The organism is Leptospira mtsangambouensis (genome assembly GCF_004770475.1).
Lineage (GTDB): Bacteria > Spirochaetota > Leptospiria > Leptospirales > Leptospiraceae > Leptospira_A > Leptospira_A mtsangambouensis.
The window spans coordinates 295,193-314,754 of sequence record NZ_RQHK01000002.1; the positions used below are offsets into that span (position 1 = coordinate 295,193).

General features: G+C 38.0%; 18 protein-coding genes. 10 read left to right on the forward strand and 8 right to left on the reverse strand.

Annotated features, from left to right (window positions below; all coding sequences use genetic code 11):
* Positions 1-78 precede the first annotated feature (78 nt).
* The 5 genes from EHR01_RS01285 to EHR01_RS01305 are packed head-to-tail and all read left to right on the forward strand — an operon-like array spanning position 79 to position 4,887.
* Positions 79-1,605 (forward strand): TrkH family potassium uptake protein, encoded by a 1,527-nt coding sequence (locus EHR01_RS01285; protein ID WP_135693868.1) that lies wholly within the window; start codon positions 79-81, stop codon positions 1,603-1,605.
* A gap of 45 nt (positions 1,606-1,650) precedes the next feature.
* Positions 1,651-2,685: a hypothetical protein gene (locus tag EHR01_RS01290; protein WP_135692809.1), complete on the forward strand. Its 1,035-nt coding sequence runs from the start codon at positions 1,651-1,653 to the stop codon at positions 2,683-2,685.
* Positions 2,682-3,581 (forward strand): decaprenyl-phosphate phosphoribosyltransferase, encoded by a 900-nt coding sequence (locus tag EHR01_RS01295; RefSeq protein ID WP_135692811.1) that lies wholly within the window; start codon positions 2,682-2,684, stop codon positions 3,579-3,581. Before EHR01_RS01290 ends, EHR01_RS01295 begins: the two co-directional genes overlap by 4 nt.
* Before the next feature lie 5 nt (positions 3,582-3,586).
* On the forward strand, positions 3,587-4,096 hold the full coding sequence (locus tag EHR01_RS01300) for a TlpA family protein disulfide reductase (protein WP_135692813.1): 510 nt from the start codon (positions 3,587-3,589) through the stop codon (positions 4,094-4,096).
* Between the two features lie 17 nt (positions 4,097-4,113).
* Positions 4,114-4,887: a hypothetical protein gene (locus EHR01_RS01305; RefSeq protein WP_135692815.1), complete on the forward strand. Its 774-nt coding sequence runs from the start codon at positions 4,114-4,116 to the stop codon at positions 4,885-4,887.
* 16 nt (positions 4,888-4,903) lie between these two features.
* Here the strand turns inward: EHR01_RS01305 and EHR01_RS01310 are convergent, their stop codons facing one another.
* Positions 4,904-5,767 carry a hypothetical protein gene (locus EHR01_RS01310; protein WP_135692817.1) on the reverse strand — a complete coding sequence of 288 codons (864 nt, stop codon included), beginning with the start codon at positions 5,765-5,767 and terminating at the stop codon, positions 4,904-4,906.
* 58 nt (positions 5,768-5,825) lie between these two features.
* On the opposite strand from EHR01_RS01310, the gene EHR01_RS01315 reads away from it, so the two are divergent.
* From EHR01_RS01315 to hemH, 5 genes are all read left to right on the forward strand, one after another.
* Entirely contained in the window at positions 5,826-6,374 is a 549-nt protein-coding gene (locus EHR01_RS01315; protein ID WP_004789271.1) for a polyhydroxyalkanoate synthesis regulator DNA-binding domain-containing protein, read from the forward strand.
* A 45-nt stretch (positions 6,375-6,419) separates the two neighbouring features.
* Positions 6,420-7,307: a HEAT repeat domain-containing protein gene (locus EHR01_RS01320; protein ID WP_135692820.1), complete on the forward strand. Its 888-nt coding sequence runs from the start codon at positions 6,420-6,422 to the stop codon at positions 7,305-7,307.
* A gap of 65 nt (positions 7,308-7,372) precedes the next feature.
* Positions 7,373-8,287, forward strand: coding sequence for a cysteine synthase A (gene cysK, locus EHR01_RS01325; RefSeq protein WP_004788535.1), 915 nt, complete (start codon positions 7,373-7,375; stop codon positions 8,285-8,287).
* A 57-nt stretch (positions 8,288-8,344) separates the two neighbouring features.
* Positions 8,345-10,240: a type I DNA topoisomerase gene (gene topA / locus EHR01_RS01330; RefSeq protein ID WP_244309990.1), complete on the forward strand. Its 1,896-nt coding sequence runs from the start codon at positions 8,345-8,347 to the stop codon at positions 10,238-10,240.
* Positions 10,230-11,315: a ferrochelatase gene (hemH, locus tag EHR01_RS01335; RefSeq protein ID WP_135692824.1), complete on the forward strand. Its 1,086-nt coding sequence runs from the start codon at positions 10,230-10,232 to the stop codon at positions 11,313-11,315. The genes topA and hemH overlap by 11 nt, the downstream gene beginning before the upstream one ends.
* Here the strand turns inward: hemH and EHR01_RS01340 are convergent.
* Genes EHR01_RS01340 through EHR01_RS01370 form a run of 7 tightly spaced genes read right to left on the reverse strand, consistent with a single transcriptional unit; the run spans position 11,289 to position 19,504 of the window.
* Positions 11,289-12,500 carry an FAD-dependent oxidoreductase gene (locus EHR01_RS01340; protein ID WP_135692826.1) on the reverse strand — a complete coding sequence of 404 codons (1,212 nt, stop codon included), beginning with the start codon at positions 12,498-12,500 and terminating at the stop codon, positions 11,289-11,291. The genes hemH and EHR01_RS01340 overlap by 27 nt on opposite strands.
* A complete protein-coding gene (gene hemN, locus EHR01_RS01345; protein WP_135692828.1) occupies positions 12,497-13,837 on the reverse strand; it encodes an oxygen-independent coproporphyrinogen III oxidase in 1,341 nt (446 codons plus the stop codon). The genes EHR01_RS01340 and hemN overlap by 4 nt, the downstream gene beginning before the upstream one ends.
* A complete protein-coding gene (locus EHR01_RS01350; protein ID WP_135692830.1) occupies positions 13,834-14,877 on the reverse strand; it encodes a uroporphyrinogen decarboxylase family protein in 1,044 nt (347 codons plus the stop codon). The genes hemN and EHR01_RS01350 overlap by 4 nt, the downstream gene beginning before the upstream one ends.
* Complete coding sequence (gene hemL, locus EHR01_RS01355; protein WP_135692832.1) at positions 14,874-16,157, reverse strand: glutamate-1-semialdehyde 2,1-aminomutase; 1,284 nt, start codon at positions 16,155-16,157, stop codon at positions 14,874-14,876. The genes EHR01_RS01350 and hemL overlap by 4 nt, the downstream gene beginning before the upstream one ends.
* Entirely contained in the window at positions 16,154-17,107 is a 954-nt protein-coding gene (gene hemB / locus EHR01_RS01360; RefSeq protein WP_135692834.1) for a porphobilinogen synthase, read from the reverse strand. Before hemB ends, hemL begins: the two co-directional genes overlap by 4 nt.
* Positions 17,104-18,657 (reverse strand): hydroxymethylbilane synthase, encoded by a 1,554-nt coding sequence (gene hemC / locus EHR01_RS01365; protein ID WP_244309941.1) that lies wholly within the window; start codon positions 18,655-18,657, stop codon positions 17,104-17,106. Before hemC ends, hemB begins: the two co-directional genes overlap by 4 nt.
* Complete coding sequence (locus EHR01_RS01370) at positions 18,632-19,504, reverse strand: Rossmann-fold NAD(P)-binding domain-containing protein (protein ID WP_135692838.1); 873 nt, start codon at positions 19,502-19,504, stop codon at positions 18,632-18,634. Before EHR01_RS01370 ends, hemC begins: the two co-directional genes overlap by 26 nt.
* Positions 19,505-19,562: the final 58 nt, after the last annotated feature.

A 19,562-nucleotide genomic window follows, 5' to 3' on the forward strand; every position in this document is an offset into this window, starting at 1 on the left:
GAAATGGACTGCGTTTGTAAAGTACTTGGGATTTTTGGTCAAAGGGAAAATCCTGGAGAAATTAGAGATTCAGGGTATATGCCACTAGCGCACTTCAATCGATTTTTTCGAACACTGTCCTTTGCCCGAGTGGTTTGTTTGGGGTTTTTTGCCGCCATCCTCCTTGGTTCCTTTGCCCTTTATATTTCGGAACTTGGGGAACTTTCCTACGTAGACAGTTTTTATCTTTCGGCATCTTCCATTTGTGTGACTGGACTTTCTCCCGTCCCACTTTCCGGATTAGAACATTCTACCCATTGGATTATGCTCTTTCTCATCCAGTTGGGAGGACTTGGGATCATTAGTTTTACAGTGATAGTTGGGTTTCTCATCACCCAAGGAATTTCTAGGAATGCCCGTTTTAATGCCTTTGTCGGAGCGGCCATCGACACCCAAGCCGAAACGGAATCCCTTGCCACAAATGAAGTCAATCGGATGTTACTCTCCATCATCAATATTTCTTTTTCCTTAGAAATTTTAGGAGCCATTGGACTTTATTTGCATATGCCAGATGGAGTGGAGGGAGGAAACACTCGTTGGTTTTTTTCTTTGTTCACGGCTATCTCTTCCTTCAATAACGCTGGTTTTTCGATTACAGATGATCTGAGTGCTTTGCGCCTGGATCCATTTTCATTGTACATTGTTTCAGGCCTTGTGATTTTTGGAGGGATTGGATTTCCAGTGATCATTCTTTTGGAAAAATTCCTTCTCACTGTGTTTGTGCGGATTGTATATCGCATTGAAGTGATGGCAGAAACTCTGATGATGGAGAAGGCATTAAAAACAGGAAATGTTCCTAGGTTTTTGTTACTTCCAGCTCAGTTCTCTGCATTTTTAGAAAACAGGATTGAAGACTATAACAAACATTTACGGGGTGAAACCACAAGAATCCAATCCAAACTTTTGGTGTATGGATCTTTCACTTTACTCTTGTTTGGTTTTGTTGGGATTTATTTTTTAGAAAAATCAAACCCACATACCTTCCATGGGTTAGCACTTGTGGATAAAATCTCCAATGCTTTTTTTATGTCTGTCTGTTCCCGTACGGCTGGTTTTTCGACAATGGATCTTGGTCATTTAAATGATGCCACAGTGATCATCATTACAGTTCTTATGTTTATTGGTGGTGGACCCCAAGGAACCGCCGGTGGTATTAAAATTACCACCTTTGTTCTGTTACTTGCCTATTTGAAAAATGTAATCCAACCTTCCAAACCGGTGATGTTGTTTGGGGAGACCGTTTCCAAAAACTCTGTGGCAGTTGCCATTCGTGTTTACTTTCTTGCCACCATTGCTCTCGCATTTGTCTTTATTTTTCTTGGAATTTTGGACCAAAACCAACACTCACTCCATGTCATTTTTTTCGAACTTATCTCTTCTTTTTCCACAGTTGGTTTTAGTTTGAACTTAACATCCCAACTCGGGGACATCGAAAAGTTATTTTATGCAGCCGTCATGTATGTGGGTCGAGTGGGCATTTTTACCGTCCTCATTGCTGCCACTGGACACTCCGGAGTTCCTAAAATGGGAACAGTTGATGACGGCGTGAAAATCCAAGTCGGTTAGAATGGACATAAAAATCAGTTTTAGTATTTTGAGGATGGGGAAGACTTGGTATTTGTGAAATTAAGCATTCGAGATCTTTTATTTTCTCCTTGGAAGGCTCCTGTTTTGGGGCCCCAGGAACAAACGTTGGAGAAACAAAAGGAATCACAAAAGGAAGTTTTGGCCAAACTAGAGTCTCGTTTGGAATCGGTTGAGCTTCTTTTGACTAATGAAAAATTAGAAGATGCAAAACTTCTGTTTCAGGTTTTGGCATTCGATTTAATAAACTTTCAATTACAAAGAACCAACCAAACGCAAATCCCAACCGGCGGAAACTTAAGTAGTTTTGTTTTCCCTGAAACCGATAGAAAACTAAAACCGTTTGGATTCATCAAATCTTTGGACCAAGTCCATCGTTTCAATGAAAAGGAGATGGATGAGGTTTTGTCCTCAGCTGTTGATACCTATGAATACCTTTTGTATGAATCCAAAAAGGAATTTAAAACACGATACCAAACTGTTTTGGATCAGTTTCGATTCATCAAACAGATTCGATTTTTTTTACTGAGTGTTGTTCTTTCTTTTTCTATATTTGTATTGGTTTACTACCAATACAAATACCCCCAGATGAAAGACCAATCCATCAAGTTATATAGTTTCATCAGTAAAGATAAACCAGAAACTTCTGAGTCATTGATGGTATCACAACCTGTTTTGAAAAAAGACGTTGGGAATTGGGTAGATTATGAATGGACCTTACCTGATTCAATGTCTACGTTTGGTGGCCTTCGCATTGATCCTTTGGAACAAAGAGGAATTCGATTTTCTTTCGACCAAGTTTCCATTTTGGATTCGAAAGGCAAAGAACTGTATCATAAAAAATTTGTTGTAAGCGATAGTTTGTTACCGCAAGATTACCAAGATTTTTTACAGATCTCTGATATCAAAACTGCAGGAAAACAGACACCAGGCGAATTAGTGGAGATGATCACCACCGGAAGGGATCCACAAATTCATTTGGTTTTTCCAATTCTTTCGGATGCAAAAACTATCAAATTAAAAATGAAATACATTGAAGCCCATAAAGTGAAGAAAAAATGATCTACCTATACCTCAAATTGATGCGTGTCCCTCAGTGGGTAAAAAATATTATCCTATTTGCCGGATTGATTTTTTCTAAAAAAATCTTTGAACTCCCTTCATTCACAAAAGTTTGTTTGGCCTTTTTTTGTTTTTCACTGGTGGCAAGTTGCCAATACGTTTTTAATGATTTTTTAGATCAAAAAGAGGATGCAAAACATCCAGAGAAAAAACATAGACCACTTGCCAGCGGAGAATTGGACTCTGGCATTGCATTAGCAATTACAGGAGTCATTTTACCAGTAGCTCTCATTGGTGCTTATAAACTTTCTCCTGTTTTCTTTTATCTCACAATCTTCTACTTATTCTTTAATATGTTATACAGTAAGGTTTTGAAACACATTGTGATTTTGGATGTGATGAGTATCTCCATTGGATTTGTGTTACGTGCCATTGCGGGTGCGGTTGTCATTGGAGTCGAGTTTTCTCATTGGTTGTTACTTTGTACTTTTATGTTGGCACTCTTCTGGGGATTTTCCAAACGTAGAGGTGAGATCAATATCCTAAAAACTGATGCAGGGAAACATAGAAAAATTTTGGAAGAGTATTCCATTGAGTTTTTGGATTTGATGATGGCTGTGGTTGCCACCTTAACTCTTGTGAGTTATGTGATGTATACGGTGAGTCCCGAAACTGCCAAAAGTTTAGGAACCCCTTATATGGTGTATACAGTTCCTATTGTTGTGTATGCAATCTTTCGTTCCCTCTATATCATTTATATAAAGAACATGGGTCATAACCCAACCAAAGCCATCCTCACAGATGTCAGTGTTCTTGTTTCTGGGTTTATTTGGTTACTCCTCATCTTATTTTTAATGTTTGGGAACATATCGGGCCAAACCCCAGTCTTACAATAGAGACTATGAAAATTTGGAAGCAGTTACCGTATGGATGGAAGGTGGTCTCCGCCTTTGTTTTCTTTTTTTCGACCACCCTTTGTTTTGCATACTTTAAGGGAAGGGACACACGTCCCGGTGTGCCCATCGAAATCCTTGCCACCACTCCCACAGAAGCCAATTCCTGGAAGGGGCATCCCAAGGTAGTGTATTTTTGGGCGACTTGGTGCACCATCTGCAAAGCCTACGCCCCCCTTTTAGAAGCCAATTTGAAGTTTTTACCAAAATCCACAATCTTCCTCTCTGTTTTAGAAGCAGAGGATTCCGAAGAAACCAAAGACATCATGACAAAACTCACTCCTGATGCCAAACATCCCATTTATGCTGCCGACTACAGAATGTTAAAGGAATGGAGGATTTCTGCTTATCCTACGACTGTTTTTTTGAATGAAGATGGGCAGGTTGTGTTTTCAGATACAGGAATCTTAAGCCCAATTGGATTTTGGCTCCGTTCTTTTCTTTTGCGCTTTTTCTAATTTGTCGATGATATAACATGGACTCTTCCTTCAAACCCAAACCGCTTTTGAATAAGTCGGAACTCCGACAAATCAAACGCAGTAAAACTAGGGTAGAAGGAAAAAAGGTCATCACTGATGACGTAAAAAAACTCAAATCACTCAAGGTCACTCCTGAGCTCAGCTTCCAAGAATCACTCGATTACTACAAAGAACCCATATGGATCGAATACTACATTCCAAAGGAATCTAGATTTGCTTTTGAAACCAAATACCTATTCATCCTTCTTGTAGATCCAAAAATCACAGATGACCCTTGTGATGCAGAAAGAAAACGGGCAACTGCCAATCGCGAAATTGTGGATGTATTTGCTTATATGGAATCTCATCCGGAAGCCATAAGGCTTATCGAAGATTCTTATCACTCTACAATTTCTATGCATGAATCAGTACATCATATCTTTAAGGCCTATAAAGAAACAGGAGCTACTGAAGATTTAAAAACTGCCTGTTATTTAACGGAAGCACTTTTGAAATATGAACCTACCATCGCAGGTCTTACCTATTTCAGAGACTATGTAATTTATAATTTAAATTTTTTCATTCGCACTCTGAATCGATTGAAGATAGAGTTTGCTTTGGAAGATGCCACTGTATCTCTACTCATCAAACGTAGGAATGAACTTTGGGAATTGGAAAATCGTGAAGAAGATGAAGACTTCGATTTACTTGCTGCTCTTTTTTTTGAACAGGCCTTTCCGAACCGTGGTGCGGGTGAACTTTCCAGTGACGATATGTTACTTTTTGAATGATGAGTTTTAAACTTCGTTATAAAAACCAATGAAATAAATCCAAAAGATTCTCGGCTTCTGGGGATGAAACTTCATTTTTGATGATGTTGGTTTCTGTGAGTTGCATGGTAATGGGAATTTTTTTTTCTTGGAACGTAAAACTTAACTTCGAAACTGATTTTGTTTTTTCTTTCCATTTGGTTTGGGTTTTAGCCTCTTCTTCCAAAGGAAAACTATGGATCAGGACATTCCAAAAATCTTGTTTGGAAACTAATACTTCTGAGATATTTCCTATTCCAGTTTTTAGATCCCTATAAAGATGTTCCTTCATAAAGTCTTTGATCCCGATGGATAAAAACTGTTTTTCTCTTTTTAGTTTTGTAAGACCTGGTACCGTAATGTGTGGATCAATTACATCCCAATCCAAAATTAAAAAATGGCAAGGCCCTGTTTGGATCCTTTTGAGAAGAAATTCTAAATTTCCCTCTGCATAAACTGTATGTCCCAAGGTTTTTAAAAATACTGACAGATGTTTGTCTAGATTTTGGTCCTTTGTGTAAATGACCCAAGTCAATTTTGACATAGGTAAGGTTTTACATGGCAAAGTATGGATTTCTGTGAATGGTTTTTCCCATAACAAAGAAACTCCGTTGTTTTTATAATTTTCTTTTTCTTCTTTTGTAAAACTACCGCATAAGATTGGTTCGATGCTCCAATCCAATAATTCTTTTGCAATTTCAGGACTTGGTTTTGAAAAAAGGCGAATGGAGTCTGGATGGTCTTTCCAAGTTTTCTGTGTACATTCTTTTATGACGAACCCTTGTACTTGTAACCATGTTACGATTAGGTTTTTTTCTGCGTCGGGAAGTTGTGTCAAAACAGCACCGAATAGATTGTCCATTACGATTGTATTTTAGTTGACCCCCTAGGCTTGAAAGTCATTTTAAAAAGCATCTCCGATGAAGCTCCTTAAGCGATACGCAAACCGAAGACTTTATGATCCAGAAACTAGCTCCACCATCACACTTGAGGATGTGGCGAAGATGATCATCGGAGGAGAAGAAATCAAAGTCCAAGACAATATGACAGGAGAGGACATCACTCCCAAAATTTTGGGACAAACCTTTCTGAAGGTGAGTCTCGGACAAAGGAACGAAGACTTTTCCAACTTTATGTTGACCTCTCTCATCCGGGAAACGGGACGAGATGTTTCAGGTCTCTTTGAGCGATTGATCCTTGGGGGCATTGGAGCTAACTACCTCACTTCGGAACGTCTGGAAAAAATTGTAAATTCCATGGTTGAACTTGGCGAACTCAAAGAAGCAGACTTTAGCCACTACCGAGAAGATCTTTTGCGCAAAATGGCATCTCGGGCCAGCGAAAAGAAGGAACAAATCCAAAGGGATCTGGAAAAATTCAGCCAATCCATTTTGGAAGAAGACAAAGCTACACTTGGCGATCTTTCCGAAAAATTAAAGGAAGTGGCAGAAAAATTGAAGGAAAATTAACGAAAAACGATAAGAATTTCCGTCCCTACTTAGAGGCGGTTTAGAATGATTCGAAAGGTTTTTTTGTTACTTTGTTTTCTCTTTGTATCTGTCAGTTTATTGGCAGATACAGACGAACGTTTTTTTGAAATCCAACGTGCCAGACTTTCTTCTTCCGATGTATTTGAAATTCGTGATGCCATTGACAAACTTACCTTTGTTAAATCAGGCCAAGGGATTCGAGATATTATTTCTGCGATGGAAGGTTCTCCCCATTTTCCTTCAAGCCCTGGAAATGCTCCTGCAGTTAAATTTTATGCAGCACAAGCACTCGGTAAAAAAGGGGACAAAATCGCTGTTTCGTATTTAATCAAAACTTACCAAAAAGAATCTGCGAATATTCCAGAACATAACCCACCGAAACGAAGAACATTAAAAGATGGTGTTGCGGATGGTCAATCTCCATCCAGTCCTTATTTTTACGAGGATGGTGATATTCCCATCACATTGGCTTGTGGTGAAATTTTACGGGCTTTAGGTTCGTTGCCTCTGACTCCCGAGTCAGAATCGACAATCAAATCCGCTCTCACGAGTCCTAATTTTTATCTTCGTAGTTCAGCCGCCGATGCAATGTATCTTTCTGGTAAAAAAGAATCTTTGTCTGACCTAGAAAATGCATTGGGAAAAGAGTCCGTCCCATATGCCAAAATTTCGATTCTTTCTGCAGTGGTTGGTTTGGAACGATTACCAAACCAAAATTATAAATCCGTTTTAGAATCTCTGACAGACAAAGATCCAGAAGTCCGAGGAAAAGCATCAGATGCACTGAAGCGATTGGATTTTCGAACGTCAGCACCTTACTTAGAAAAGGTGATCCAAACCGAGAATAACTCCAAGGTTTTAAAACAAATGAAATCTGATTACAAATTTCTCGTTTCCTTTCGCGCTCCTTAAGTTTTCTAATTTTCATTGTGGACAAATCCGCTTTTTCTCTTAAAATGTGACAGAGCGGAGAAATTATGAAATTAAATAGCATTCTAGAAGCCATCGGAAATACACCTCACGTAAGATTGTCACGACTTTTTGGAACCGACCATGAAGTTTATATGAAACTCGAAAGACAAAATCCAGGTGGATCGATCAAAGATCGAATTGCTCTCGCTATGATCGAAGAAGCAGAGAAATCCGGAAAATTAAAAAAAGATTCTTTTATTGTGGAACCTACTTCTGGAAACACTGGTATCGGTCTTGCGATGGTAGCAGCTGTTAAAGGTTATGCGATCACTCTCGTAATGCCGGAACATATGTCAGTGGAACGAAGAAGAATTATGGCAGCTTATGGTGCAAAGTTTGAGCTGACACCTCGGGAAAAAGGGATGCCTGGTGCGATTGCAAAGGCGCAAGAAATTGTTGCTGCCAATCCAAATGCTTGGATGCCACAACAGTTTGAAAACGAAGCCAATATCCAAGTTCACAGAGAAAAAACAGCAGAAGAAATTGCTAAAGATTTCCCAGACGGTTTGGATTATATCATTACCGGTGTGGGTACTGGTGGTCATATCACTGGATGTGCTGAAAATTTAAAAAAGAGATTTCCTAAACTCAAGGTATTTGCTGTGGAACCAGAAGGTTCTCCTGTTCTCAGTGGTGGTAAACCTGGTCCACACCCTCTCCAAGGGATTGGTGCTGGATTCATTCCTAAAAACTGTAAAACAGAACTTTTGGATGGAATCATTACCGTTGGTAAAGATGAAGCCTTTACGATGGCAGTTCTTGCGGCCAAAAAAGAAGGAATTTTTATTGGAACCTCTTCTGGTGCAAGCCTTGCGGCAGTTTCCAAAAAATTAAAAGAAATTCCTGCAGGTTCAAAAGTTCTTACCTTCTGTTATGATACAGGAGAAAGATACTTATCTGTTGAAGGATTGTTTGTTTAATAGGTTCTAACTATCACCAAACTTTTAATAGTCGAATCGCCGACAAAAGCAACAACAATCGCATCCTATTTAGACAAGGATTGGGTTGTTGTTGCAACCAAAGGTCATATCAAAGACCTACCTGCCAAATCCTATGGGATTGATTTTCAAAATTCGTTTGAACCGGAATACGAGTGGTTAAAAGGAAAAAAAACAATTTTTTCCGCAATCAAAACACAGGCGAAACTAGCATCTATCATTTATATTGCCAGTGACCCCGATCGAGAAGGGGAAATCATCGCAAAACATTGTTATGATGAATTGGCGAAACTCAAAAAACCAATGTTTCGCCTTCGATTAAAAGAAATTTCTAAAACGGAAGTGGAACGCCAGATCCAATTTAAACTTGGCCTGGATTTGGCAGAAATTGAATCACAAATTGCAAGAAGAATTGTCGATCGTATTTTTGGATTCGAGGTATCTCCCGATTTATGGAAACAATTAAAAATTTCCTCTTTATCCGCCGGCCGCGTACAATCTACCGTCTTACATTGGATCTGCGAAAGAGAAAAAGAAATTCAAAACTTCTCTAAAGAGGTTTATTTTCAATTAAAACTCCAAGGTACTTTATCCGATGAATCAGTGGTTTTAGACCACCAAACTAAAGATAAGTTAAATTTTGATTCCGTACAAAAAATTCTTAATGATTTGGAAATTCTTCCGGAACCCTCTCAGTTAAAAGATATTACCTTAACCCAAATCAAAAAGAAAAATATCAAAAGAAATCCACCACCGGCATTTTCTACAGCAAGTTTACTTGAAATGAGTTTTCGTGTTTTAGGATTTGATTCCAAAAAAACAATGAAATTAGCCCAAACCTTGTTTGAAGGAAAACGAATTGGTTCTGGAGAAAGGATTGGCTTGATTACGTATATGCGTACGGATAGTACGAGAGTTTCTGATGAAAAACGAAAATTAGGCGAAGATTATTTAAAAAAAGAATACCCTGGACTTGTTTTTTCAGGAACACCAACTTTAAAAAAACAAAAAAAATATTCACAAGACGCTCATGAAGCAGTGGTCCCAATTCGTCCGAGTTATGACCCAGATTCCATTCGATCGTATTTATCGAGTGATGAAGTGAAACTTTATACTTTGATTTGGGAACGATTTCTGGTTTCACTCATGAATCCAGAATTAGGTGAAGAAACTATATATGAATTCCATAAAAACAATCATGTTTTTATCTATAAAAATGAGTTCATTACAGATTCTGGATTTAAGGCTTTTGGAAAAAGGGATCAGAAAAAAAACTCGAAGAAGTTTGAATGGAAGATAGGAGAGCGGTTTTTTTATGAGTCCCACTCTATCGAAGAAAAACAAACGGAACCTCCCGTTCGGTACACACAAGGCAAACTTGTACAAAAGATGGAGGATACAGGAGTGGGGAGGCCATCCACATATGGCAGTATCATTGAAACCTTAAGAACAAGAAAATACATCGTAGAATATCATAAGTCCATTGGACCAACATCCCTTGGAATGATAGTGGATGATTATCTTTTTCTTAATTTTCAAGAGATGATTGGAGAATCATTCACCAAAGACTTGGAAAACAAGTTAGACCAAATTACAGAAGATAAATCATCACGTATCAATCTGATCCAAAATTTTTACGATAGTTTGGTTGGATTGTTGCGTACACCGAGAAAAAAATATACGAGTACGGAAAGAATATATCCCAAAAATAAAGAAGAAACTCTTCCTGGTTCTTACGCAAAACCCAACCCAAATCGTTCAGCGAAGATAAAAGCCTCTAAAACGAGAATTTCCATCCCCAAAGAACATACGAATGCAAAACCTTGTCCGGTCTGCAAACAAGGAGTGGTAAAATCCAAACTTGGTAAAAAAGGAAAAACCATTTATTTCTGCTCGCGTTACCCGCATTGTGACTACATTACCTATGAATCATAAACTAAAGAAAACACTCATTCTTGTGAATTTGGGTGGCCCACGGACATCTGATGAAATTGAAGTTTTTTTGACGGATTTATTCACTGATCCATTTGTTTTCGATTTACCTTTGCCTGAATTTTTGCGATTGCCACTGGCACGTTTTATTGCCAAAAAAAGAACTCCTAAAGTGAAAAGAACATATGAATCCATGGGATTTGGCGGTGGTTCTCCTTTGGTTTCGGAAACAGAAAAACAAGCCAAGGTTTTGGAAAATATCTTAAACGAAAAAACAACAATCGATTGGACTGTCAAAGTGGCAATGACATGTGGGTATCCTCATATTAGAGATCCTGAATTTGAAAGACCAAACCCAAATACCATCTATCTTCCGTTATATCCTCAGTATTCCCGTTCCACCGTACTTTCTACGTTAAGTCATTTAGAAAAAAAGTTTCATGAATGTCCTGTTGGAACTGGGGGATATGTTCCAACGTTTGCTCGCGATTCTAAATACCATCAAATATCCGCTAGGTTTATTTTTGATTTTTTTTCTGGCACTTTAAATGAGACGGAATTCCTGCATTTTCCAAAAGACAAATTAACTACCGATTGGACGAATTTAGATTTGGTTTTTTCGGCACATGGTGTTCCGATGCGATTGATTCGGAAAGGAGATCAATATATGCAAGAAATTGAATCTTCTGTTCAAGGGATCACAGAAGCATTAAAATCCTATGGATTCAAAGGAAGATCACATATTTCTTTTCAAAGTAAAGTAGGACCTGCAGAATGGACCACCCCAAGTTCTTTAAGTTTGATTGAGTCTCTTGCCAAAGATGGAAAATTTATCGCTGTGTTTCCAATTAGTTTTGTCAGTGATCACTTAGAAACCTTGGAAGAGATTGGAGAACAGTTTAAAGATCTAGCTTTGGAAACAGGTGCAAAATCTTTTATTCGTATTCCGGCATTTGGTACATACCGTCCGTTTATGGAATACCTTGCAGAAAAAGTATTGTTAGCCGATGGTTCGGTCAATGAATGTTTATGTAAAAAAATGGGAGGAGAGTCACTCGCTAATTGTCGATTCAAATAGTGATCTAAGTCCTATCCCTTTTCTATAGTTTCCGAAAAAACGAATGTCGATTGATTTCGAAATCCAATCGGTTTCCAAAAGATCCATAAATCGGTTAAATTCATATAGTTTTCTATCATAGGCGGGAAATACACCGTTCCATGAAGTAACATAAACTGCTTTTGGTGAATCTGCTTTATTTGTTATATGTTCTCGGTCTTTTTCGAGAATGGATTCCCAAGTTTCATTTTCCGATTGTTTTGCCGATTCTGGATATATCCATGTTTCTGAGTGGAGTCCATCTTTGGCTCGACCCGGAAAAATATCAGAATTTGATAAAACACCGAGTGCACGGATTCCTTCGTTTTTTGCAAATAAAACCCCAAAACAAGATTTCTTTGTTAGGTGAGAAGTTCCAAACCTAGTAATGGTTGTAATGGAAAGTAAGTTTGGGCGCTCGTTCTTTTGGATTCGATCTCCTAATACGGAGATTAAACTTTTTAATGAAATACAAAATCGAATTTTACCTTTCCATTTTAAAATTTCATCCAAAGTCTGCATTTGGTAATAGGTTTTGATTTCGATTTTAGGTTCTAAGTATCGGACCAAATGAGAAACAAGATCTCCCATCCCTTGGGGAAAGGATACAGTTCCGTGAGATTTTCCTTTTTTCTTTTTGATTTCCTGTAAGATTGTATTCTTTCCCGAACCATCCCAATGGGAAAAAATTGATTCTGCCTGCAGTGCATCCAGTCTTGTTCCATAAACTCCACCAATAGCTGGTTCAATGATGTTCTTTGTCACTGAAATTCCGAACATTTGACTGGCCCATGATTCGAAGTTTTGTGTTTGGTTAAACTTTATCTTTTTGAATCCGATGGCATAAAGTAGTTTAAGACCAGCTAAAATTGAAATAGGTAACCGAGAAAGTTTTCCTCCTACCCAGAAGTATCTTCTTTTCGCAGCTTTGTTAGGGAAAAGCGGAGTGAGACCAATTTCATCTAACATGAGTTTAATTTGATCCGTGAGTAAAACTCCATTGGCAGCAAGTTCAACTAAACCTTCTTCAACAGTTTTTGTTCCGATCACTCCGCCTAACTTTTCTGACTGTTCATATAAGGTTACTGAGTCGCCACGTTTTGTATGATGGTAAGCAAGAAATAGTCCTGTAATTCCTCCACCTATGATGTGAATTTTTTCATTCATATTGCTTTTGAGAACACAGGTTTTGTCGGTTGGCTCAGTTGCAATTTTTCATCAAAAGCCATAGCAACAATTCGTAAAAATGGTTTGCCCTGCTCGGTAACTGTAAGTGTTTCTCCTTGCCAATGGACTAAATGGTCTGATTCCATTTCTTGTAAAAAGTGGAACACGTGGGATTTCATTTCGTTCGGAACTTTCACTTGCCATGAGGTCATTAAATCTAAAATTAACTGTTTCCTGGTTTGATCCGACTGGGTTAATTTATGTCCACGAAGGATGGGGATGATTCCATCTAAAATTGATTTACGATACTTCATTTCTAATTTCTGGTTTTGGAAAAAAAGATTTGGAGTTTCAGAAATTGAAGATGAACCTAATCCTAACATAACATCTGTTTTTGAATCGCTATAACCCATAAAATTTCTATGGAGTTTGTTTGTGTTGAATGCTTTCCATAATTTATCGTGAGGCAAAGCAAAGTGGTCCATTCCGATTTCTCTGTAACCTTCTTTTTCTAATAACGATCTTCCCATTTCATATAGATCGCGTTTTAATGTAGGTTCAGGAAGATCTTTTTCTGTGAATAATCTTTGTGAGGCTTTTATCCAAGGAACATGTGCATAGGAATAAAAAGCGATTCTGTCGGGTTTTAGTTCCAATGTTTTTTCTATTGAATATTGCATGGAACTCAGCGTTTGTTTTGGTAAACCATAAATTAGGTCAAAGTTGATAGAATCAAATCCAAGGGCTCTAGCTTCTAGGGTGATGTTCTCTGTGAGTTCAAAGGGTTGAATTCTGTTAACTAATCTTTGGACTTCTGGATCAAAATCCTGAACACCCAAACTAATTCTTCGGAATCCCAACTGTTGCAGAAGTTTGAGTTGGGAAATCCTTGTTCTTCTTGGATCTACTTCAATGGAATATTGTGGATCTTCTGCTGGATTTAATTTAGTTAATATAAATTCGATTGTAGATTTTAAGTTGTAATCGGAAAGATAGGTTGGACTTCCTCCACCTAAATGAAGTTCGCTTAGGTTCTTTCCGTTTAAACTTGAAACTCTATCAGTATAAAGTTGTAATTCGTTTTTTAATGCAGTGACATAGGGTTCTTCAACCGTATGATTTTTTGTGATTGAAGTATTACATCCACAAAAAGTGCATAATGTTTCGCAAAACGGAATGTGGAGGTAAATTGCTAATTTTGAATCTTTGGGAGATAAATATGTATCCAATGATTGGATGCATTCATCTAGAGTCGGAGAATCCGTCCAATAAGGAACTGTCGGATAACTCGTGTATCTTGGTGCAGGTGTATCATATTTTTCGAGTAGGTGTTTCATTTGCTAAATACCTTTCTTGTTTCGTCAATGAGGAGATGGACAGAAGTTTCGGGTGTAAATTGTAAAACCCCATGGCCAAGGCCTGCCACCCATCCTTTTCTTTCTTCTGGATCTAGATCTTTGATGGGTAGAAGATACTCTCTAATTTTTTGTTTGAGAGTGGTTGGATCGGCAAAAAGAAGTTCTTGGTCGAAGTTCCCTTGGATAAATCCTTTCCCTCCAAAAGTTTTTAAAGTCTGTTGGATCGAAAAACGATGGTCCACACCAAAACCTGCTAAGTTATTGATTTCATGAATTTGTCTTACTTGTTCTTCTGTAGAGCTTTTTGCATAATAACCAATTTGTTTTGGAAACATTTTTGCAAACTCAGAAATAGGTTCTGTAACGTAACGATTAAAGTTATAAGGATCTAACATTCCTGCGGCGGTATCGAAAATCATTACAACTTCGGCTCCACCTTGCAATTGTAATTCGATATTTTTTTTTAAGAGAGGAAGAAGTGTAGCATAAAATTTATCTACAAAGTTTTGGTTTGTTTTGATAAAGGATAGGTTTCCATCGTGTTTGCCTATACTTGCATATGTCATTAGAGTGAAGGGTCCACCAACAAATCCAATAAGAGAAACGTCTTTTGGTAAAACTTCTCTTGTTCGAATGACTGCTTCTTTTTGAAATCTTAATCCTTCGATTGCTTCTTCTGGAGATTTTAAACGTTTTAAATCATTTTCCGATGTGAGAGAAAATGAAAGTTTAGGGCCTGGGTCATACGTTAAACCCATGCCGAGTGCTTCTAGAGGGAAAAGAAGATCAGAAAAAAGAATACTGACATCAAAACCAAATTCTTTTACCGGTCCAAGTGCTACCTCTGCAGCGAGTTCAGGTTGTTTGCATAAATCCATAAAACTATAAGTTTCTTTGAGTTTGCGGTAATGTGAGTGGTATCTACCTGCCTGGCGCATAAACCATATCGGTGGGACAGTTTGAGGAATTAAGTTTAAAGCATTTCCAAATTTTTCATTTCTGAATGAAGTAGTTATCATTTTTTTTCCTGTAGTGCCTGTTTGGTTTTGTTTAATGTTTCTTCTATTACTTCGTCACTGTGAACTGTAGATAAAAATCCTACTTCATATCCACTTGGCGCAAGATATACACCAGCATTTAGAAGTTTATGAAAAAAAACTGCGAACTTTGTTTTATGGTCGTTAGGGATGTTGGATATGGTTCTAACAGGATCTTTTGTTTTTCCTTTTAACCAGAATAGGCTTCCAAATGTAACTGCTTCCCAGTCTTTTTCCCCTGACTCTTCTAATAATTTCAAAATACCAGAAGTGAGTTTTTTTGTTTTTGATTCTAATTCAGGGTAAGGATTTTCATTCCAAGCTTTTGTTAAAGTTTTGAGACCAGCTCGCATACCAATAGGATTTGCCGATAAGGTTCCTGCTTGGTAAACCGGACCGCTGGGTGCGACTAAGTCCATGAGATCTTTTTTACCTGCATACGCACCAACAGGAAAACCTCCGCCGATGATTTTACCGTAACAAACTAAGTCAGGAACAATTCCTGTTAGACCGGCCATACCTTGAAATGAAACTCGAAACCCTGAGATCACTTCGTCAAACAAAAGTAATGTGCCATATTTGCTTGTAAGTTCTCTACATTTTTTTAAGAATTCTGTTCTTTGAGGAAGAAGTCCATAGTTAGCTGGAATAGGTTCAATCGCGAGACATGCAATTTCTTTTCCCTGTTCTTGAAAGAGTTTTTCTAATGCATTTTCATCATCTAACGGTAGTACAAGGGTGTTTTGAATGATTTCAGGACCGATTCCTTTGCTATCACTGGAACTTAGGCCGGCAAGACCGGAACCTGCCTTTACAAGTAATTGGTCGAGGTGGCCATGATAACATCCGTCAAATTTTAATATTTTACTTCTACCGGTGGCTGCCCTTGCCACTCGGAGTGCACTCATCACCGCTTCCGTTCCTGAGTTGACGAAACGAATTTTTTCTGCCCAAGGGATACGGCTTGTCATGAACTCAGCTAGTTCTAAGGAATAAGGTTCGCAGGCACCAAATGACCAAGCTTTTTTTACTGTATCTTCCACCACTTCTTGGATTTCTGGATGTCTATGTCCGAAGAGTAGTGGACCAAAACTCAAACAATAGTCTATGTATTGTTTTCCTTCGACTGACTTTAAATAGGTGCCATTTGCTTCACTGAAAAAAATAGGAGTGCCTCCAACTGAGGCAAAGGAACGAACAGGGCTATGTACACCACCGGGAACAACATTTTTGGAACGAAGAAATAGTTCTTCTGAATTCATGAATACAACCTTTGTGCAATTCTTGCACCATATGTAATTAAATATGAAGACCCGGCTCTTCTAAAGACATCCCAAGTTTCTTTTAATCCATCTTCAAAATTTAAAAATCCTTCATTGGCTAAATATACTAAACTTGCATATTCGCCACTGACTTGATAAGCACCTGTAGGAAGGCCTGTTTTTTCTTTGATTGGTCCAATGAGATCAATGGCGGTCATTCCAGGTTTCACCATAAGTAAATCCGCACCTTCTTCTTTATCGCGAATGGAAGTATGGATCGCCGTATCACGATCACGAACATCCAGTTGGTATCCGCTTCGATCTCCAAATTGTGGAGAAGAATCTGCAGCACCACGGAATGGTCCGTAAAAGTTACTTTTGAATTTTGTAGAGTAACTCATGATCGGCACCATCGTATGTCCATTAGCATCCAATATTTTTCTATGTGATCCCACTCGACCGTCCATCATATCACTCGGTGCAATTCCATCTGCTCCTGCATCAGCATAAATCAATGCAAGATCGGATAAGCGTTTTAATGTTAAATCGAGATCGATAGTTCCTGATTTGTGGAAGTGGCAACAATGTCCTGTGGTTGTCACAGAACAGATACAAGTGTCCAACCAGAGAAACATATTTGGAAAAGTTTTTTTAATGAGACTGATATTGGAATGATAAAAGTCTTTTGGAAAACTGGTGTCCGATTTATCTTTTGGCACCATAAATAATAAAAATTGAGATACTCCTGCTTTTAAATCGGATTCAATTTGTGTTAAGATGGTTTGGTTCGTATCACGATAAACACCTGGTAATCCTTTGATCGGTTCCTTTTCGGATAGACCTTCCGCAAGGAAAAGAGGTTGGATCATTTTGTTTACATTTAATGAACCTGTTTCACCTAAGTTTCTTAAGTATTGGCTGGAACGTAAACGAAGTGTTTGTTTTTTCATGGCTTTATATACCTTTCTACCCAAGAATCAAATGATAAAGATACAAAAACTCTAGTCGATGCTGCGGTTTCACCTATTGTCTGTTTGATTTTTTTAAACGTTGATCCTGGACCTACAAAATGAATGACATTTAATAATTCGGGAAATCTTTTTGTTATAATATCAAATTCCGAACCACTCCGCCAGTAAGCTGCTTTGATTTTGGAAATATCAAAAGGAACAGGAATTTCTGGTGCTGAAACAAAGTAGGTAGGGACAACCGGATAAATGCTATTATGTTTGTCCGAGTCAACATGAGTCAGTTTTACAAATTTTGGACTTCTACCCAAAAGAAAATCAATGTTTGGTGGTTCACTTTCACCTAATCCATCACAGGTCCCATTTACCCAAAATCCCCTAAGAGCTAAGTCTTTCCAGGTTGAAAGACCAGCAGACCAAAGGATTTGATTTGTTGGGTTGACTGACAAGTCGAGTGGGAATGCATAACCTCGAGATACAAACACATCTACATCTTTCGGAATGGAATATGTTAAGCGTTCCCTTTGTCTTGCAGCCATCTTTGCATTCGGAGGCCAAACTTCATGTCGGTGATAACTTAGATCAGGGCTACCTGACAATTCTTTTGTGAGTAATGTTTTACCATCTTCAGTTTCTCCTCTAACAAAAGTAATTTTTCCGTAATCTCTCGTTAAAACAGAAACTCCAATTTTTTGATGGCATCCACCACCATACTGTGATAAAATTTTTCTTTCTTCGTTTGCAGTTAATTCGGCGTCGGCATTTGAAATTTCTCTTAGGATCGCTTCCAAATGTTTATCTTCTTTTCTAATTTCTGCACAAAGCGCACCTTGAGCAGGCGCACTAGGGAAAATAGAAGATGGCATCACCATAAATAGTGAGAGGTTGATTGTTTCTCTAACTAGTTGTTTTACATCGCTAAGTTCAGGAATTTGGTTATCTTCATCATTGAAACTAAGGATTCTATCTAAAGCAGCTTTCGCAACGAGGATCCCTCCATTTTCATGTTCCATGTATTTTCGAAGTCTTGTTTGGATATTTCCTCTGACAGATTCGATTTTGACTTGGAAAGTATTAATCGGAGTTGGGAAGTAAGATTTTACAAAATCACGGATGTGATGTTCTCTCCGCGGCGAAGAAGTAAGGATTGTGATTTCTGTTGGTGCTGAGATCCATTTGTTTCTTTTGAATAACAAAACATCCCGAACGTCTTCTCTTGGTAAGATGGGCACTAAAAGAGTGTCTTTACGTTCTCTTAAATCCATATCCTTCCAAGAGTGAATGACGATATCAATTTTATGATTTAGTAAATCTTCTTGGAGGTCTTTTGTGAAAATTCCCTGTCCGGCAAATTGCCAAAGAGGAGTTTTGAGATCTTTATCGCCTGCAGATTCTCTAAAAACAGTTTGGAATTCTTTTGTTTTGTTTTTTTGTCGGAGTGCTTTGGTTACGGAAAAAATTTGAATTCGAGAAAGAAGGGAGGACCTTCCTCCTATTTTGATGATATCAGACAAGTAAATCTTCCCATCCATTCATAATATGTATTTGTTCTTCCTCCCGTTCCCTTGTGAGTTCCGTTAGAAAAAACTGTAAATCCATTTTAACTGATTGGATTTGTTCGTCCGTTTCTTGGAGATCACTTAAAATTTGTGATAGAGGAATGTAGTTTTTATAATTATGGTTTTTGATTGCTGTCTCTCTAAAATCTAAAATGAAAGAGGAACTTTCTATCATGAAATCCCAGTTAAACGGTAAAAAACTTGAAGCGATGACAATAGCTTCTTCTCCCGGCTGGTAATCTTCCCAGTGATGAGTAGTGATTGGAAATTCTTTTTGTAACTCGTTTAATTTTGTTTGGTCTCGACCAATGAGTCTCACTTCTTTGTCTTTTGAAATGAGATAAGGAAGAATGGATGTCGCAAGTTTTCCAGTCCCAAGTAAGGTAACGGATTTGTGTTTTTGTATATATGACTCAGCTACACTTCCATAAGTTTGTCTTCCAAGTCCCGTAAGGTATTTGGAACGAATTTGTTTTGTGTGTTCTAAAATTTGGTCTCGTAACCGTAAGAGAGAAAGTGCAAATGTAGACTCAGTTACTTTTTCTTCCCGAAAACGATCGCGAAACTGTGCTTGGATTTCTGATTCTCCGAATAATTTCGATCGTAAGCCGGAAACCACTTCGAGTAAAAATCGGTAAGCTTCAAATCCATGAAAAACTTCGTAACCTTTGTAAAAACGTTCGGATTCAGCAATGGGAAATAGACGACGATCGCCGAATGCAATATTTCTTTGGCATGTTTGCCAAACCTCTAAACCATCATCGTCTAAAGGGTTGCCTACTGGATCATTTGAATGTAATAGAATCAGGTTCGACCACATAATTTTATTCTATCAAATACAAAGTTCCAACTGTCACAAGATTGTCAGTCTCTAAAAA

Bases quoted from the DNA above. Each gene is read 5' to 3' on its own strand.
- hemC (WP_244309941.1), bottom strand. From the start codon at position 18,657: ATGGATGGGAAGATTTACTTGTCTGATATCATCAAAATAGGAGGAAGG.
- EHR01_RS01285 (WP_135693868.1), top strand. From the start codon at position 79: ATGCCACTAGCGCACTTCAATCGATTTTTTCGAACACTGTCCTTTGCC.
- hemN (WP_135692828.1), bottom strand. From the start codon at position 13,837: ATGAAACACCTACTCGAAAAATATGATACACCTGCACCAAGATACACG.
- hemB (WP_135692834.1), bottom strand. From the start codon at position 17,107: ATGAAAAAACAAACACTTCGTTTACGTTCCAGCCAATACTTAAGAAAC.
- EHR01_RS01320 (WP_135692820.1), top strand. From the start codon at position 6,420: ATGATTCGAAAGGTTTTTTTGTTACTTTGTTTTCTCTTTGTATCTGTC.
- EHR01_RS01295 (WP_135692811.1), top strand. From the start codon at position 2,682: ATGATCTACCTATACCTCAAATTGATGCGTGTCCCTCAGTGGGTAAAA.
- EHR01_RS01340 (WP_135692826.1), bottom strand. From the start codon at position 12,500: ATGAATGAAAAAATTCACATCATAGGTGGAGGAATTACAGGACTATTT.
- EHR01_RS01305 (WP_135692815.1), top strand. From the start codon at position 4,114: ATGGACTCTTCCTTCAAACCCAAACCGCTTTTGAATAAGTCGGAACTC.
- EHR01_RS01310 (WP_135692817.1), bottom strand. From the start codon at position 5,767: ATGGACAATCTATTCGGTGCTGTTTTGACACAACTTCCCGACGCAGAA.
- EHR01_RS01300 (WP_135692813.1), top strand. From the start codon at position 3,587: ATGAAAATTTGGAAGCAGTTACCGTATGGATGGAAGGTGGTCTCCGCC.
- EHR01_RS01350 (WP_135692830.1), bottom strand. From the start codon at position 14,877: ATGATAACTACTTCATTCAGAAATGAAAAATTTGGAAATGCTTTAAAC.
- cysK (WP_004788535.1), top strand. From the start codon at position 7,373: ATGAAATTAAATAGCATTCTAGAAGCCATCGGAAATACACCTCACGTA.
- EHR01_RS01370 (WP_135692838.1), bottom strand. From the start codon at position 19,504: ATGTGGTCGAACCTGATTCTATTACATTCAAATGATCCAGTAGGCAAC.
- hemL (WP_135692832.1), bottom strand. From the start codon at position 16,157: ATGAATTCAGAAGAACTATTTCTTCGTTCCAAAAATGTTGTTCCCGGT.
- EHR01_RS01315 (WP_004789271.1), top strand. From the start codon at position 5,826: ATGAAGCTCCTTAAGCGATACGCAAACCGAAGACTTTATGATCCAGAA.
- hemH (WP_135692824.1), top strand. From the start codon at position 10,230: ATGAATCATAAACTAAAGAAAACACTCATTCTTGTGAATTTGGGTGGC.